Annotated in this window: 14 protein-coding genes; 6 read left to right on the top strand and 8 right to left on the bottom strand. The window is 70.1% G+C overall.

All coding sequences use genetic code 11. The features are described from left to right. Positions 1 to 23: 23 nt before the first annotated feature. Together ABD240_RS09900 and hutI are read right to left on the bottom strand one after the other, a co-directional pair. Entirely contained in the window at positions 24 to 1433 is a 1410-nt protein-coding gene (locus ABD240_RS09900) for a YjiH family protein (RefSeq protein ID WP_291792663.1), read from the bottom strand. Next, the gene (gene hutI / locus ABD240_RS09905; protein ID WP_291792661.1) at positions 1430 to 2617 is read right to left on the bottom strand and encodes an imidazolonepropionase; all 1188 of its coding nucleotides are present in this window, start codon (positions 2615 to 2617) and stop codon (positions 1430 to 1432) included. Before hutI ends, ABD240_RS09900 begins: the two co-directional genes overlap by 4 nt. Before the next feature lie 343 nt (positions 2618 to 2960). Here hutI and ABD240_RS09910 point away from each other — a divergent pair, with 343 nt between their 5' ends. The 5 genes from ABD240_RS09910 to ABD240_RS09930 all read left to right on the top strand — a co-directional run bounded on the left by ABD240_RS09910 (position 2961) and on the right by ABD240_RS09930 (position 9950). Then, a complete protein-coding gene (locus ABD240_RS09910) occupies positions 2961 to 4292 on the top strand; it encodes a PucR family transcriptional regulator (protein ID WP_291792658.1) in 1332 nt (443 codons plus the stop codon). Between the two features lie 167 nt (positions 4293 to 4459). Next, entirely contained in the window at positions 4460 to 6325 is a 1866-nt protein-coding gene (locus ABD240_RS09915; RefSeq protein WP_344337034.1) for a DUF3556 domain-containing protein, read from the top strand. Further along, positions 6322 to 8007 (top strand): phytoene desaturase family protein, encoded by a 1686-nt coding sequence (locus ABD240_RS09920; protein WP_344337035.1) that lies wholly within the window; start codon positions 6322 to 6324, stop codon positions 8005 to 8007. The genes ABD240_RS09915 and ABD240_RS09920 overlap by 4 nt, the downstream gene beginning before the upstream one ends. A 65-nt stretch (positions 8008 to 8072) precedes the next feature. After that, positions 8073 to 9020 carry an SDR family oxidoreductase gene (locus ABD240_RS09925; protein WP_344337044.1) on the top strand — a complete coding sequence of 316 codons (948 nt, stop codon included), beginning with the start codon at positions 8073 to 8075 and terminating at the stop codon, positions 9018 to 9020. Between the two features lie 24 nt (positions 9021 to 9044). Then, positions 9045 to 9950: a DUF2332 domain-containing protein gene (locus ABD240_RS09930; RefSeq protein ID WP_344337036.1), complete on the top strand. Its 906-nt coding sequence runs from the start codon at positions 9045 to 9047 to the stop codon at positions 9948 to 9950. A gap of 180 nt (positions 9951 to 10130) precedes the next feature. Here the strand turns inward: ABD240_RS09930 and ABD240_RS09935 are convergent, their stop codons facing one another. The 3 genes from ABD240_RS09935 to ABD240_RS09945 all read right to left on the bottom strand — a co-directional run bounded on the left by ABD240_RS09935 (position 10131) and on the right by ABD240_RS09945 (position 11118). Continuing rightward, positions 10131 to 10370, bottom strand: a complete 240-nt coding sequence (locus tag ABD240_RS09935) for a hypothetical protein (protein ID WP_291791431.1) — start codon at positions 10368 to 10370, stop codon at positions 10131 to 10133. Between the two features lie 107 nt (positions 10371 to 10477). Beyond that, positions 10478 to 10882, bottom strand: a complete 405-nt coding sequence (locus ABD240_RS09940; protein ID WP_344337037.1) for a PIN domain-containing protein — start codon at positions 10880 to 10882, stop codon at positions 10478 to 10480. A gap of 5 nt (positions 10883 to 10887) precedes the next feature. Then, positions 10888 to 11118, bottom strand: a complete 231-nt coding sequence (locus ABD240_RS09945) for a ribbon-helix-helix protein, CopG family (RefSeq protein ID WP_344337038.1) — start codon at positions 11116 to 11118, stop codon at positions 10888 to 10890. 78 nt (positions 11119 to 11196) lie between these two features. Here ABD240_RS09945 and ABD240_RS09950 point away from each other — a divergent pair, with 78 nt between their 5' ends. Further along, positions 11197 to 11457: a FitA-like ribbon-helix-helix domain-containing protein gene (locus tag ABD240_RS09950; RefSeq protein ID WP_291791422.1), complete on the top strand. Its 261-nt coding sequence runs from the start codon at positions 11197 to 11199 to the stop codon at positions 11455 to 11457. A gap of 447 nt (positions 11458 to 11904) precedes the next feature. Here ABD240_RS09950 and hutU read toward each other — a convergent pair whose 3' ends face one another. The 3 genes from hutU to ABD240_RS09965 form a co-directional block, all read right to left on the bottom strand. Next, positions 11905 to 13596 (bottom strand): urocanate hydratase, encoded by a 1692-nt coding sequence (hutU, locus tag ABD240_RS09955; protein WP_344337039.1) that lies wholly within the window; start codon positions 13594 to 13596, stop codon positions 11905 to 11907. A gap of 262 nt (positions 13597 to 13858) precedes the next feature. After that, positions 13859 to 14917 carry an alcohol dehydrogenase catalytic domain-containing protein gene (locus ABD240_RS09960; RefSeq protein ID WP_344337040.1) on the bottom strand — a complete coding sequence of 353 codons (1059 nt, stop codon included), beginning with the start codon at positions 14915 to 14917 and terminating at the stop codon, positions 13859 to 13861. Between the two features lie 10 nt (positions 14918 to 14927). Continuing rightward, on the bottom strand, positions 14928 to 15278 hold a 351-nt coding region (locus tag ABD240_RS09965; protein WP_344337041.1), incomplete at its 5' end, for an aldehyde dehydrogenase family protein.

Below are 15278 nucleotides of genomic sequence, written 5' to 3' on the forward strand. Positions count from 1 at the left end.
GCAGGAATGCGGGACGAGACGGGCTAGAGGATGAGGTGGGCGAGCGGGGCGGTGAGGAGGACGCTCAGCACCACCCTCTCGAACCAGATGACGATCATGTGCCACAGCTTGACGGGGATGTCCGTGGCGAGGACGGAGGGCACCATGGCGGAGAAGAAGATGATCGCGGAGACGCAGACCACCGCCACGGTGAAGCGGGTGGCGAGGTCCCCGTCCGCGCCGATCTCCGCCGCCGGCAGGAACATCTCGACGAGCCCCAGCGACAGGGCCTTGCCGGTGCCCAGCGGATCCTCCAGCCCGGTGATCCAGGTGAAGGGGAAGAGGATCCATCCCGCCCAGTCGAAGATCGGGGTGTGCTTGGCCAGCAGCAGACCGCCGAGGCCCACGGACATGATCGAGGGCAGGATCGAGGAGACCATGAGGAAGCCGTCGCGGAGCCCCTGCCAGATGACGACGGGGATCCCCGGCAGTTCCGCGAGTGCCTCACGGGCCTGCTCCCACGCCGCGGCGAAGCGACGCTGCGTGATCGTGGGCTCCGGCTGCGGGACGGCCCCCGGGAAGTACTCGTCCGGGATGCGCGAGAGCGGCGGGATGCGGACGGTGATCGCCGTGACGAGGAAGGTGACGACGAGGGAGACGAAGAAGTACGTGAGCCAGCGGTCCATGAGGTCGGTCGCGGTGGCGACCACGATCATGAAGGTGACGGACACGGTGGAGAAGCCCACGGCGATGATCGCGGACTCCTTGGCGGTGTACCCGCCGCTGCGGTAGACGCGGTTGGTGATGAGCAGGCCGAGGGAGTAGGAGCCCACGAAGCTCGCCACCGCATCCACCGCGGAGCGGCCGGGGGTCTTCCACACCGGTCTCATGATGGGGCGGACGAACACGCCCACGAACTCCATGAGGCCGAAGCTCACGAGGAACGCGAGGAAGATCCCGCCGATCGGGATGAGCAGGCCCACCGGGGTGACGAGCGAGTCCCACAGGAACGGGCCGATGTCCTCCGCCGCCAGCCATCCCGGCGGTGCGGGCATGAACGTGAGCGCGGCCGCCGCCGCGAGTCCGGCGATGTTGAGGAAGGAGAAGACCGTCCGGGTGGGCGAGGCGTTCCACGTGCCCACGACGAACGGACGGACCGTGCCGAACAGGATGATCGCGAGCAGGACGTAGGGCACCGCGGGCCCCAGCCCCGTCCGCACGAGCGTGACGAGGTGGTCCAGCGGGATCGAGCTCTTCCCGTCCATCGTCACGGGGACGAAGAACATGAAGACGCCGATGAGGGAGCAGACGACGAGGGTGAGCGCATCCCGGGCGCCGCTGCGGTGGGAGCGCGCGCTCCCCGTGCCGGGGCCGGAAGCGGCGGCACCGGCGGCGACGGCCTCTGCGCCCTCCGGCCCGCCCGCGCCCGAGGCCGCTGCTCCGTCCGTCGTCACCGCACCTCCTCGCCGCCGCGGAAGACGCGCTCCACGAGCGGCACGCCGGGGCGGTACATGAGCTGGACGTACGAGGGCGCGTCCAGGAGTGCGAAGTCCGCACGGGCTCCGGCGGCGAGGTGGCCCACGTCCGTGCGCCCCAGCGCCTTCGCGCCGCCTGCCGTCGCCGCGTGCAGCGCCTGTGCGGGAGTGAAGTGCATGTCGCGCACGGCCACGGCCAGGCAGAACGGCATGGAGTTCGTGAAGCTGGAGCCGGGATTGCAGTCCGTGGCGAGCGCGAGCTCCACCCCGGCGGCCACGAAGCGGCGCGCGTCCGGGTAGACGGCCCGGGTGGAGAACTCCGCGCCGGGCAGCAGCGTCGCCACCGTGCCCGAGGCCGCGATCGCTGCGAGGTCCTCGTCCGTGGCGTGGGTGGCGTGGTCCGCGGAGAAGCAGCCGGTGCGGGCGGCGAGCGCCAGCCCCTCGCCGTGCTGGAGCTGGTTGGCGTGCAGGCGCGGCAGGAGGCCGGCCTCCCTGCCGGCGGCGAGGATCCGCTCCGTCTGCTCCGGCGTGAAGGCCCCGCGGTCGCAGAAGACGTCGATCCACTTCGCCTTGGCGGCAGCGGGGATGATCTCCTCGACCACGAGGTCCACGTAGCCGTCCGGGTCCTCCGCGTACTCGGGCGGGACGACGTGCGCGGCCAGCAGGGTGACCTCGTCCGTGTGCCGGGCGATGATGTCCAGCGCGCGGAGCTCGTCGTCCTTGGTGAGCCCGTAGCCGGTCTTGATCTCCAGGGTCGTGGTGCCCTGCCTGCGCGCCTGGTCCACGAGGGAGACGAGGTTGGCCTCGAGCTCCGCCTCCGTGGCCGCACGCGTGGCGTTCACGGTCGTGCGGATGCCGCCGGCGGAGTAGGCCTGCCCGGACATGCGCGCAGCGAACTCCTGCGTGCGGTCACCGGCGAACACCAGGTGGTTGTGACTGTCCACGAAGCCCGGGATGACCGCCCTGCCGCCGGCGTCCACGACCGTGGTCCCCGCGTCCGGGGCGGGTGCCTCGGCGGAGGGTCCGGCCCAGGAGACGCGGCCGTCCTCCACGAGGAGGGCGGCCTCGGCGATGAGCCCGAGGCGGTCGCCGGGATCCCGGTGGTGCGCCTGCGCGGGGTCGTTGGTGACCAGCTCGGCGATGCCGGTGACGAGGGTCTTCATAGGGCGGTGGCCTCCTCGCGCTGAGGTCGTCCGCCGGCGCACCGGCGGTGACGAACAGGGATGGTCTGCGCAGCGGCCGCTGGACGCCGCGCGGGTTCCCCTCCAGTATGGCCAGCGTCACGGACACGGCCCGTCCGCACCCTCCGAAAGCGTCCGATATCTCGGACAGGCGGTGCGCGCGGGCGGAAGCGACAGGCAGGCCGGGAGGGACGCGCGGGCGGGACGACGGAGGGCGCGGCACGGACCTTCGACGGACGGAACGTCCGAAGACCGCGCCCCGATTCGTTCATCCGTACAAATGACGCCCTCCCATTCAGACCCGCACCCCGGTAGCCTGCCTCTCATGAGCCGCACACCGCCTGCGGCGCACCTCGGTGAAGAGGCCGAGGTGCGCCGGGAGATCGCCCGCCTCGCCGCGGAGATGGGGAGCCACGCCCCCAGACTCGCCCAGGAGGTCCACGACTTCCTCGCCGGGAGGATCGACGAGATCGGCGGTGAGGCGTCCCTCATCGATCTGCTCCACGCCAGCGTCGAGGGCAACGTCGAGACCATCATCCACGCCCTCCGGCACCGCATCAGCCTGGACAACCTCGAACCTCCCACCGCCGCCTTCGAGTACGCACGCAGGCTGGCGCAGCGCGGCACGTCCGTGACCGCTCTCATCCGGGCGTACCGGCTCGGCCAGCAGCAGCTCCTCCACAGCGCGTACGCCCTCGTCACCCACGATCCCCACCTGCCCGCCCACCTCGTCTCCGCCGTCTACCAGCAGCTCGTCCAGGAGGTCTCCGAATACATCGACTGGATCTCCGAGCGTGTGGCGGAGGTCTACGAGCAGGAGCGGGAATCGTGGCTCGCCAACCGCACGAACGCCCGCGAATCGCAGGTGCGCCGCATCCTCGACGGCGAGACCCCGGACCACGCGGAGGCCGAGCGCATCCTCGGCTACCCCCTCACCGGCACCCACGTGGGCGTCATCGCCTGGCTCACCGGCACGGATCCCTCGCCGAGCGACCAGCTCAGCCGCTTCACCGGCGCCATCCGGGGGCTGGCGTCCGGCATGGGCCGGGGACTCGCCACGCTCGTGAGCGGCCGCGACCAGGCCACGGCCTGGGGCTGGATCCGGGTGCCCGAATCCTGGGAGCACACGACGGGGCTGGAGGAGCGGATCCGCGCGCATCCCTCCGTGCGCCTCGCGATCGGCAGCCCGCACGCGGGAGTGGCCGGGTTCCGCCTCACCCACCAGGAGGCGCTGCGGGTGCAGCGCGTCTGCACCATCGGCGCCTCGACGAACCCTCTGGCCTCACACGACGATCCGGGGATGGCGGTGACCGCGCTCCTCTCCCACGATCTCGAGGCCGCTCGCTCCTGGGTGCGGAGCGTGCTGGGCGGCCTGGCCGAGGGCACCGAGGCGCGCAGCCGCCAGCGGGAGACGCTGCGCGAGTTCTTCCGCCACGACCTCAGCTACACGGCCACCGCCGCGGCCATGACCATGCACAAGAACTCGATCCGCTACCGCGTCGAGACGGCGGAGGCCGCCCTGGGCACGACCCTCGCAGGGCGGCGCCTCGACGTCGAGGCCGCCCTCCACGCCCACCGGCTCCTCTTCGATCCGCGGCAGCAGGCACACCACGGCGCAGCCGCACAGGACGCGGGCGGTCCGCACGGCGAGGACTGAGCGGGGGACGGCGCGGCGAGGCCGCGCGTTCTTGTACCGCCGGTACGAATGCGCGGATCAGCCTGGTCTCCCAGGGCCGTGTGAGGCACGGCACTCCGCTCCCTACTCTGGGCTCAGGCTGAGAGTCCGACAGTGAGGTCGGACGCCTTGAACACGGAGGGAATGCCATGGGACTCAAGACTCCCGACGCACCACCGGTCGACCCCGAGACCTTCGAATCCCTGCCGCTCATGGAGCGGGTGCGGCTGATGGGCGTGCACTGGGCCGACTACGGATTCGGTTCGCCCAAGCTGTTCCACATCATCTACATCCTCAAGCTCGCGTTCCTCTACATCGGCGTGGGCTTCACGCTGGCCACCCTCACCTCGGGGGTGGGCATGCCCTGGCAGGTGGCCGACTGGTGGAACGAACCGATCGTCTACCAGAAGTTCGTGCTGTGGACCTTCCTGCTGGAGACCGTGGGCGTCGCCGGCTCCTGGGGGCCGCTGGCCGGCAAGTTCAAGCCCATGACGGGAGGCGCTCTGTTCTGGCTCAAGCCGGGAACCATCCGGATGCCGCCCTGGCCCGGCAAGGTGCCCGGCACGGACGGCTTCACCCGCACCTCGGGCGATGTGCTCCTCTACGCACTGCTGCTCGTGTCCTTCCTCGTGCCGATCGTGCTCCCGGGCAGGCCAGGCGCCGAGGTGGCGGCCCACTTCCCCGCGGACAGGGGACCGCTGATCGACCCGGTGCTCATGGTGGCGCCGCTCGTCCTGCTCGTGCTCCTGGGACTCCGGGACAAGGTCATCTTCATCGCCGCACGCGCTGAGCAGTACGGCCCCGCCGTGCTCTTCTTCGCCCTCGTGCCGCTGCTGCCCGGCGGCTTCATCGACATGATCGTCCTGCTCAAGCTGCTCATCTTCTCCGTGTGGGTGGGTGCCGGCATCTCGAAGATCGGCCGCCACTTCACCCTCGTCATCCCGCCCATGATCTCCAACGCCCCGTTCATCCCGGGCAAGGCGATCCGCCGGCTGCACTACCGCAATGTGCCCTCCGACCTCCGGCCCGCTCCCCTGGCCTCCGGCATCGCCCACGTCCTGGGCACGCTGGTGGAGATCGGCACACCCCTCGTGCTCCTCCTCTCCGGGAACTGGACACTCACGCTGGCGGCGGCGCTGCTCATGATCCTCTTCCACGGCTTCATCACCAGCACCTTCCCCCTGGCCGTGCCGATGGAGTGGAACCTCCTGTTCATGTTCACCACCGCCGTGCTGTTCCTGGGCTTCCCCAACCACGAGGGCTACGCCGTCTGGGACGCGACCACGTGGGTGGTCGTCGCCGCCCTCGTCGGCCTGTTCCTCTTCCCGTTCCTCGGCAACATCCGGCCGGACCTCGTCGCCTTCACGCCCGCCATGCGCCAGTACGCCGGCAACTGGGCCTCGGCGCTCTGGGCGTTCCAGCCCGGCGCCGAGGACAAGCTCCACCAGGTGGTCCGCCCCACCAGGAACCAGGTGGTGCAGCTGCAGGAGATGGGCTTCCCCCGCATCAACGCGGAGATCACCATGCAGCAGACGATCGGCTGGCGCTCCCTGCACAGCCAGGGCCGCGGCCTCTTCTCCCTCCTCCACCACCATGTGGAGGACGTGGACCGGGCCACCGTCCGCGAGGCGGAGTTCGCCTGCAACTCGCTGGTGGGCTTCAACTTCGGCGACGGCCACCTGCACAACCACCACCTCATCGCAGAGCTGCAGCGCCGCTGCGCGTTCGCACCCGGTGAGTTCGTCGTCGCCTGGGTGGAATCGCAGCCCATCCACAAGGGGACGCAGAAGTACATGGTCATCGACGCGGCCGTGGGCATCGTGGAGCGCGGCACCTGGAACGTCGCCGACTGCGTGAAGGAGCAGCCGTGGCTGCCGAACGGCCCGGTCCCGCTGAATGTCACCTGGCGCAGGCCCGGGTACACGCCTCCCGCGCAGCTGGCTGCGCGGGCCGCCGGCGCGCAGGCGGAGCCCGAGGCGCAGGCTGCCGAGGCGCCGGACCGGGCTGTGCGATGACCACAGCGGCGGTGGTCGGCAGCGGCCCCAACGGCCTCGCGGCGGCGCTCACCCTCGCCGCCGCGGGCCACGCGGTCACGGTCTACGAGGCCGCGGACGTGCCCGGCGGCGGCACGCGCAGCGCAGAGCTCACGCTGCCGGGGCTCCTCCACGACGAGTGCTCGAGCCATCACCCGCTGGGTCTGGACAACGAGTTCGCACGCCGGTTCGACCTCGGCCGCTACGGGCTGGAGTGGGGCTTCACGGAGATCGAGTACGCACACCCGCTCGATGCGGGCGGCGCCGGCGGCAGGAGTGCGCCCAGTGGCGGCGCAGGGGCCGGAGGTGCTGGCAGAGCCGGCAGCACCGACAGAGGGCGCGGGGCTGCGGTGCTGCGCTCGGTGGCGGACACCGCCGCAACGCTGGGCGCGGACGGCCCGGCCTACCGGGCGTTCTTCGGTCCGGTCGCCTCGCGCATGCCCTTCGTCGCGGAGGAGTTCCTCCGGTCCATGCTCCACGTGCCCCGCCACCCCTGGGCGCTGGCACAGCTGGGGATGCGGGCGGTGCTCCCGGCCTCGGCGGCGGCCCGGCTCTTCCGCACGGAGGAGGCGAGGGCTCTGTGGGCGGGGATCGCCGCCCACACCTTCGGCCCGTTCGACCGGCCGCTGTCGTCCGCGATCGGCACATCCCTGGGGTCCGCCGCCCACTACTGGGGATGGCCCGTCGCCAAGGGCGGTTCGCAGTCCATCGCCCGGGCCATGATCGCCGCACTCGAGGCCGGCGGCGGGCGGGTGGAGACCGGCCGGCGCATCGACGACGTGCGGGAGCTGGACGACGCGGACGTGATCATGCTCGACACCGGCCCGGCGGAGACCGCGCGGATCGCCTCGCACGTGCTGTCGCGCGGAACCGCGGAGCACCTGCGGCGCTGGCGGCACGGACCGGCGGCGTTCAAACTAGCGCTCGCGGTGGACGGCGGGATCCCGTGGGACTTCGAGCCGGCCTCGCGCGCGGGCACCGTGCACGTCTCCGGCACGTATGCGGAGACCGCACGGGCGGAGAGGGACGCCGCCCGCGGCCGGATGCCGGAGCGCCCCTTCATCCTCCTCGCACAGCAGTACCTCGCGGACCCGGGACGCGCCCGGGGCTCGCTCGTCCCCATCGACTGCTACGCGCACGTGCCACAGGGCTATGACGGAGATGCGACGGAGGCGATACTGGGACAGCTGGAGAGGTTCGCACCCGGTCTGCGCGAGAGGATCGTGGGACAGACCGCTCTGGGCACCGCGCAGATCGAGAGGCGCAATCCCAACTTCACGGGAGGCGACATCCTCACGGGGAACAAGGACCCGCTCCAGCTCGTGCTCGGGGCGTCTCCCGGGCCCAACCCCTATCGCCTCCTGGAGGGGCGGAGCGCGAGCGGCCGGGGGCGGGCGGCCGGGACGGGAGCGCGCGCCGGCGCGGGCGCACGAAGTGGTGCGGGCGTCCTCAGCACGAGTGTTTCCGACGCGGATGCGCCGGGAGCGGCAGGTGCGGCTCGCACGGGCGCGGTTCGGGGAGACTGGGCGCGTGCGGCGAGGCGGCCGGGGATGTACCTGTGTTCGGCGGCCACACCGCCGGGCCCGGGGGCGCATGGGATGTGCGGCTACCTGGCCGCACAGCAGGCGATCGAGGATCTGGACAGGAAGAGGACAGCGAGATGACGCACGGCGACGAAGCACACGGCGGAGCAGGCGCAGCCGCGGAGGGAGGTGACGGCCGCACGGCAGTGGGGAGCGCTGCGGCGGCGGACGGGACTTCCACCGGCCGGGCACACGACACCGCCGGCCGGCGCACGCTCGCAGGACGCACGCTCCTCATGAGCGGCGGCAGCAGGGGCATCGGCCTCGCGATCGCGCTGCGGGCCGCGCGCGACGGGGCCAACGTGGCGATCATGGCCAAGACGGATCAGCCGCACCCCAAGCTGGAGGGCACCGTCCACACGGCTGCCGCGCAGATCGAGGCGGCCGGCGGACGGGCGCTGCCGATCATCGGCGATGTGCGCTTCGAGGAGTCGGTGGCCGAGGCCGTGGAACGGACGGCGGCGGCATTCGGCGGGATCGACGTCGTGGTGAACAACGCGAGCGCCATCGACCTCTCCCCCACGGACCAGCTGCCCATGAAGAAGTACGACCTCATGCAGGACATCAACGCCCGCGGCTCCTTCCTCCTGGCGAAGACCGCGCTGCCGCATCTGCGGAAGGCGGCGGATGGTGCGCACGTGCTCACGCTGTCCCCGCCGCTCAACCTCAACCCGCACTGGGCGGGGAAGCACCTGGGCTACACGATGTCCAAGTACGGCATGTCCCTCGTGACGCTGGGGCTGGCGGAGGAGCTGCGGGACGAGCGCATCGCGGCGAACAGTCTGTGGCCGCGCACCACCATCGCGACGGCAGCCGTGCAGAACGCCCTGGGAGGTGATGCGCTCACCGCGCGCAGCCGCACTCCGGAGATCATGGCCGATGCGGCGTGGGCGATCCTCACCCGCGATCCCGCGGCATGCACCGGTCGCTTCCTCATCGACGAGGACGTGCTGCGCGAGGAGGGCGTCACGGACTTCAGCGGCTATCTGCCCGGTGGAGGGGCAGACGGCGCGGGCGGCGCGGGCGGCGCGGGCGGCGCAGAAGACTCGGTGCGTGAAGAGGACCTCGAACTGGACATCTTCCTCGACGGCTGAGTGCCGCGAGGAAGGACAGGGCACATGGGCTCTCTTGTGGTCGCGCGCGGTGTCGCCGACGACGAGGACCTCCTCCGCCTCCTTCTGGAGCTTCCCGCCGGGAAGCGGCAGCCGAACCTGTTTTTCGCCGCAGCCAGGCACTGTGGAGCACCCCCGTCGGATTATTCGTCGTTCGGGAAGTGGGTCCGCGATCACTGGGAACCGGTCCGACGGACCGTCCTCGAACGTGCGACGCAGACGAACGAAGCGGGCCGTTGTGCGGCTCTCCTCCCTTTCCTGTCCTCCCTCGCCGGGCCCCTTGCACTCATCGAAGTAGGAGCCTCGGCAGGTCTGTGTCTCTACCCGGACCGGTACAGCTACGAGTTCACCGGCGAAGGGACGACAATACGTCTCGATCCCGCGGACGGTCCCAGCACGGCCGTCCTCCCGTGCGCGCTCGACGGTGTGTCGACTCCATCGCGCCTGCCCCACGTCGTATGGCGTGCGGGAATCGATCTCAACCCTCTCCACGTCACAGATGCGGACGACCGGGCGTGGCTGAGCACTCTGAAATGGCCGGAGCACGAGCAGAGGCGCTCACGCCTCGAAGCGGCGGCGGCGATCGCAGCAGTGGATCCACCGGTACTCGTGGAGGGCGATCTCAGCGCTTCCCTCGACTCCCTGGTCGCCGCGGCGCCGGCAGAGGCCACCGTCGTCGTCTTCCACACGGCCGTGCTCGCCTACCTCAGCGCGGAGGACCGTCGCACGTTCTCCGATCGGATGCTCGCCCGGAAGGACCTCGTGTGGGTGAGCAACGAAGGCGTGAATGTGCTGCCTCACCTTGCGGAAGAGCACACTCTCGTTCCGGATGGCAGGTTCGTCCTGTGCGTCGACGGTGTGCCAATCGCTCGCACAGGACCGCATGGCCAGAGCTGTGAGGCTCTTGACTGAACGGACCAGCCCGGCGCCGCCACAGGAGTGCAGGTACGCGTCCGACCTGAAGTCGTTTGGCACGTTGCCAAACGACTTGGGAGACGACTGCCACGCCCGAACCTCCCTCCACAGACGCGTCTCTGCAGGTCAAGAAGTTGTTCTCAGTTCTTTGCAGTTGTTTCGGGTTGTTTCAGCAACTCATCGGTCACTGGCGATCCACCGCACTCCGGCTCCGCGATCCGGCCCTTCAGGGTCCTTCACCGCCGTGCCGATCTGCTTGAGGAAGCGAAACAGAGCGGTCGCTTCCTTCGAATCGATTCCGGTCGCCGCAACAACCTCGCGGTTCGACAACGCCTGCCCCTCCGCCAGGTGCGCTTCCACCCACGCCTGCGCAGACGCCCCCGAGCGCAGCAACGACCACGCAGCGTCTTCATCCATGAGGCTCCGGAGACGTGGGCTTCCGCGGTGGGGCTCACGCCGTTCACTCTGTGCGGAGGGTCTGACACGGGAGGAATCAGCACGATCCTGAGATCACCCGGTCGCCTTCAGCTCGCCGGCACCAGCTCCGTATGCGTGGGGTATCGCAGGCACAGTGCCTTGTCGAGGGTAGCGAGGACTGTTCCCCGCGAGGCCGCGAGAGAGACCAGGTACGAGTCCGTCACCTGTTTGTACCCGCGCACGCTGTCCAACTTCGCTGCCGCGTAGGAGAGCGAATCCGACCAGAAGACATAGCGCTCCTGCTGGTACAGGGAATCGAGAAGGGACTGCACCGCAGCTGCAGTGCCGCCGGACCGCACCACGAAACGCATCAGCGCACCTTCCGCCACCGGCGAAACCGCGAGGGAACTTCGAGCTGCGCTCCACAGATCCACTGCCCCATGATGGACGTGACCGATCTGAGTCAGCGCAATGAGCACATTCGCGTCAAGGAGGGGCGGTTGGGTCACCACTGCGATCAGTCCTCTTCGATGAGCTCGGCAACCTCTTCAGACGTGACCCTCCGGCCGAGGTCCATGCACGGAGTACCGGACACTTCGCTGTATCTGATCTCGATGGGGCGGGAAAGCTGCTCGAGCCCACGGGCAGCCAGGTCGACGAGGACAGCGGAGACCGACTGGCCGCGCTCCTCCGCGAGAGCGCGCACCCGGGCATCTATGTCGTCCGGCAGGTTCACAGTGGTCCTCATGCATGCATCATACCCGCATCATGCATGCATCACCAGGGATCACCGCCTCCCGGACACCCATGCATGCAGAACGCATGCATGGGTGTTGCACTCCAGATCCGCGAAGTCCCCGAGGAGGTCCGCAGCGCTCTCGCCGCGCAGGCCGCACAGCGGGGACAGTCGATGCAGGCCTATCTGCTCGGCGTGCTCATACGTGAGGCTCGGTACTCCGGAAACGTCGTCCTCATCACCAGCACCTCCCCCATGCGCATAGAGTTCCCCACCTCACCGGCGCCGGAGCAGATCGTCCGCGAAGGCCGTGAGGACGGTTTCGGCAGGGATCGGGAAGAGCTCGTGTGATCGTCCTGGATGCCGGCGTGTGGGTACGAGCACTCGCAGACTCCAGCTCACTGGGCGACGTGTGCAGGGCGGAGATGCGCACAGACTCCGAATGGGCGGCACCGGCACACACTCCCCTTGAGGTCCTGCGCACGTTGCGGCCGCGCTGCATTTCGAATGCCCTCTCCTCACCTTGGATGCGCGCCTCGCCAGAGCCGTCACCTCACTGGGCATCGTCACACGGGTCCCCACAGCCGGCTCGCTCTGAGGCGCCCGCTGCCGGTTCGGGCCGCCTCGTCGCACTACGCGACACCGCGCCTCCGGGTTCATACGTCGCAGCGTATGAACCCGGAGGCGCGGTGGGGCAAGGCGGAGCTGCAGTGAGGCAGCGACGCTCCGTTCTTCAGGCGGCGAGCCCCACCCGGATCAGGCGGCCCCGCATCGGTCGCACCTCACACCCCGCGCACCTCACGCGCGGTGGTCGAGCTCCTCGTCGCTCGGCACCCAGATGCCGCGCTCCTTCGCCACCTCGTGCGCACGGTCGTAGCCGGCGTCCACGTGGCGCAGGACGCCCATGCCCGGATCGTTCGTGAGCAGGCGCTCGAGCTTCTGGGCCGCCAGCTCGGTGCCGTCGGCCACGGAGACCTGGCCGGCGTGGATGGAGCGGCCCATGCCCACGCCGCCGCCGTGGTGCAGAGAGACCCACGTGGCACCCGAGGAGGTGTTGACGAGCGCGTTGAGCAGCGGCCAGTCAGCCACGGCGTCCGTGCCGTCCGCCATGCCCTCGGTCTCGCGGTAGGGCGAGGCGACGGAGCCGGAGTCCAGGTGGTCGCGGCCGATCACGATGGGTGCGGACACCTTGCCCTCGGCCACCAGGCGGTTGAAGAGGAGCCCGGCCTGATGCCGCTCCTTGTAGCCCAGCCAGCAGATGCGCGCGGGCAGGCCCTCGAACTCCACGTACTCCTGCGCGGCGTCCAGCCAGGTGTGCAGGTGCTCGTTCTCCGGGAAGAGCTCCTTGAGGGCGGCATCCGTGACCTCGATGTCCTTGGGATCGCCGGAGAGCGCCACCCAGCGGAACGGCCCGAGGCCCTCGCAGAAGAGCGGCCGGATGTAGGCGGGGACGAAGCCGGGGAACTCGAAGGCGCGGTCGTAGCCGGCCTTGCGCGCCTCGTCGCGGATCGAGTTGCCGTAGTCGAACACCTCGGCACCGCGGTCCTGGAACTCCACCATCGCCCGCACGTGCGCGGCCATGGACTCCTGCGCGCGGAGCGTGAACTTCTCCGGGTCCTCCTCGGCCTCGTCGTGCCAGTCGTCGAGCGCGACGCCGAGCGGCAGGTAGGACAGGGGATCGTGCGCGGAGGTCTGGTCGGTGACGATGTCGACCTCGGCGGCCTCGGGACGGTCGAGCAGCAGCGGCAGGATCTCCGCGGCATTGCCCACGAGGCCCACCGAGAGAGCGCGCTTCTCCTGCTTGGCGGCGAGGACCTTGGCGAGAGCGGCGTCGAGGTCCGTCTCCACCTCGTCGAGGTAGCGCTTGGACTGACGGCGCTTGAGGCGCGTCTCGTCCACGTCGATGATGAGGCACGCGCCGCCGTTGAGCGTGACGGACAGCGGCTGCGCGCCGCCCATGCCACCGCAGCCGGCGGTGACGGTGAGCGTGCCCGCCAGAGTGCCGCCGAACCGCTTGCGCGCCACCGCGCCGAAGGTCTCGTAGGTGCCCTGGAGGATGCCCTGCGTGGCGATGTAGATCCACGAGCCGGCCGTCATCTGGCCGTACATCATGAGCCCCTCGGCCTCGAGCTTGCGGAAGTGCTCCCAGTTCGCCCAGTCGCCCACGAGGTTGGAGTTGGCGATGAGCACGCGCGGCGCCCACTCGTGGGTGCGGAGCACGCCCACCGGCTTGCCGGACTGCACCAGGAGGGTCTCATCGGACTCGAGCTCGTCGAGGGTGCGGACGATCGCGTCGTACGCCTCCCAGGAGCGGGCCGCGCGGCCCGTGCCGCCGTAGACCACGAGATCCTCGGGGCGCTCCGCCACCTCGGGGTCGAGGTTGTTCATGAGCATGCGCTTGGGCGCCTCGGTCTGCCAGGACTTCGCCGTGATCTCCGTGCCGCGGGGCGCGCGGATCACGCGAGAGGGATCGTGCGTGGTGTGGGCCATCGGTCCTCCTTGAAGGGCGGGCCGCCGGGCGGGGCACGGCGGCGGGGTCTCGTCCTCCATGGTGCGCCGTCGCCGAGGCCGGAGACAGTGACTCGCACCGCGTTCAGTCCGAGATATCGGACAGGCGAGGATAGCTGTCCGTGCCCCGCTCACACGAGGGCCCGCGCATCCCTGCGGCCGCCCAGATATAGATGTGTGGCTGCAGGGACACACGGGCGCCGGTGTGCCGAGCGGCCGGGTGAAGCGTTCTCGCCCGGCCCCGTCAGGAACTCACCAGCACCGTCCGGCCTGCCACGGTGCCGGCCGCAACAGCACTGAGGGTCGCGGTGAGCGTCTCCAGGTCGAAGGACTTCTCGGTGATCGGCACGCCCGGGAGGTCCGTGTCCTGCGCCATCGCCACGAGGGCGCGCAGATCGCGGAGGCGGCCCACATAGCTGCCCTGGATGCGGATGCTCTTCAGCGGCAGCAGCGCCGTGGGCACCACGGCCTCTCCGCCGAACAGCCCCACGGGCACGTGCGTTCCCGCCTTGTCGAGGCAGTCGAAGGCCGTCTGGAAGGTGGCGCCGGTGTTGACGAAGTCGATGACCGCCTGCACGGGGACACCGAGCTCGGCTGCCACGGTCGCGTTGCCGAGCGCGCTCGAGTCCACAGTGCGCGCCGCACCGAGCCGTGCGGCCGCCGCGAGGTTCTCCGCGGAGACGTCCACTGCGATGACCTCGGCCTCGGTGAGGCGGGAGAGGAAGGCGACGGCCGCCAGGCCCACTCCGCCCACACCGATCACCATGACCCGGTCGCCCGCGCCCAGTGGCAGCGCCTGCTGCACGGCCGAATAGGCGGTGAGACCACTGCATGCGAGAGTCGCCGCCCACGCAGGGTCGAGGTCTCCGATGTCGATGAGGCAGTCGGAATCGGGCACCAGGACCTCACTGGCGAATCCGCCCCAGCGGAAGACACCCAGCGCACGGCTCGACCTGCACACATGGGAGTCACCGCGCAGACAGAGATCGCACTCGCCGCAGCCGATCCAGGGGTAGACGAGCCTGCGCTCACCCGGGCTGACGCCCTCGACGCCCTCACCCACCGCGAGCACCTCGCCCACGATCTCGTGCCCCAGCACCGCCGGGTACTCGAGCCCGCGGTCCGCGATGGACAGCCGCCCCTGACGTCCCAGGTCGTAGCCGCCCTCCTGGGTGTGGACGTCCGTATGGCAGACCCCCACGTGCGTGACCCTGAGCAGCACCTCACGCCCCCGCGGCACCGGGCTCTCCGCGTCGATCTCACGCACCGGTTCTCCCGGACCGGCCACTGCGAATGCTCTCATCTGCGCGCCCTCAGCCCTTCTTGTACACGAGCTGCTTGTTGACGAACTCGTCCATCGCCAACGGACCCAGCTCACGCCCCACACCCGAGCGCTTCACCCCACCGAACGGCAGGAACTCCCGGGACGCCTCCGGCGTATTGAGGAACACCATGCCCGCCTGGATCTGGGAACCCACCCGCTCAGCCCGCTCCAGGTCCTCGGAGAACACGGCCGCACCCAGACCGAACGGCGTGTCATTGGCCAACTCCACCGCCTCGTCCTCGCTGCTGACTTTGAACAGCATGAACGCGGGACCGAACAACTCCTCGTGATACCCCCGCATCCCCGGCTTCACACCTTCGAACACGACCGGCTGCACGAA

It is taken from the genome of Brevibacterium salitolerans, assembly GCF_039531405.1.
In the GTDB taxonomy this organism is placed as follows: domain Bacteria; phylum Actinomycetota; class Actinomycetes; order Actinomycetales; family Brevibacteriaceae; genus Brevibacterium; species Brevibacterium salitolerans.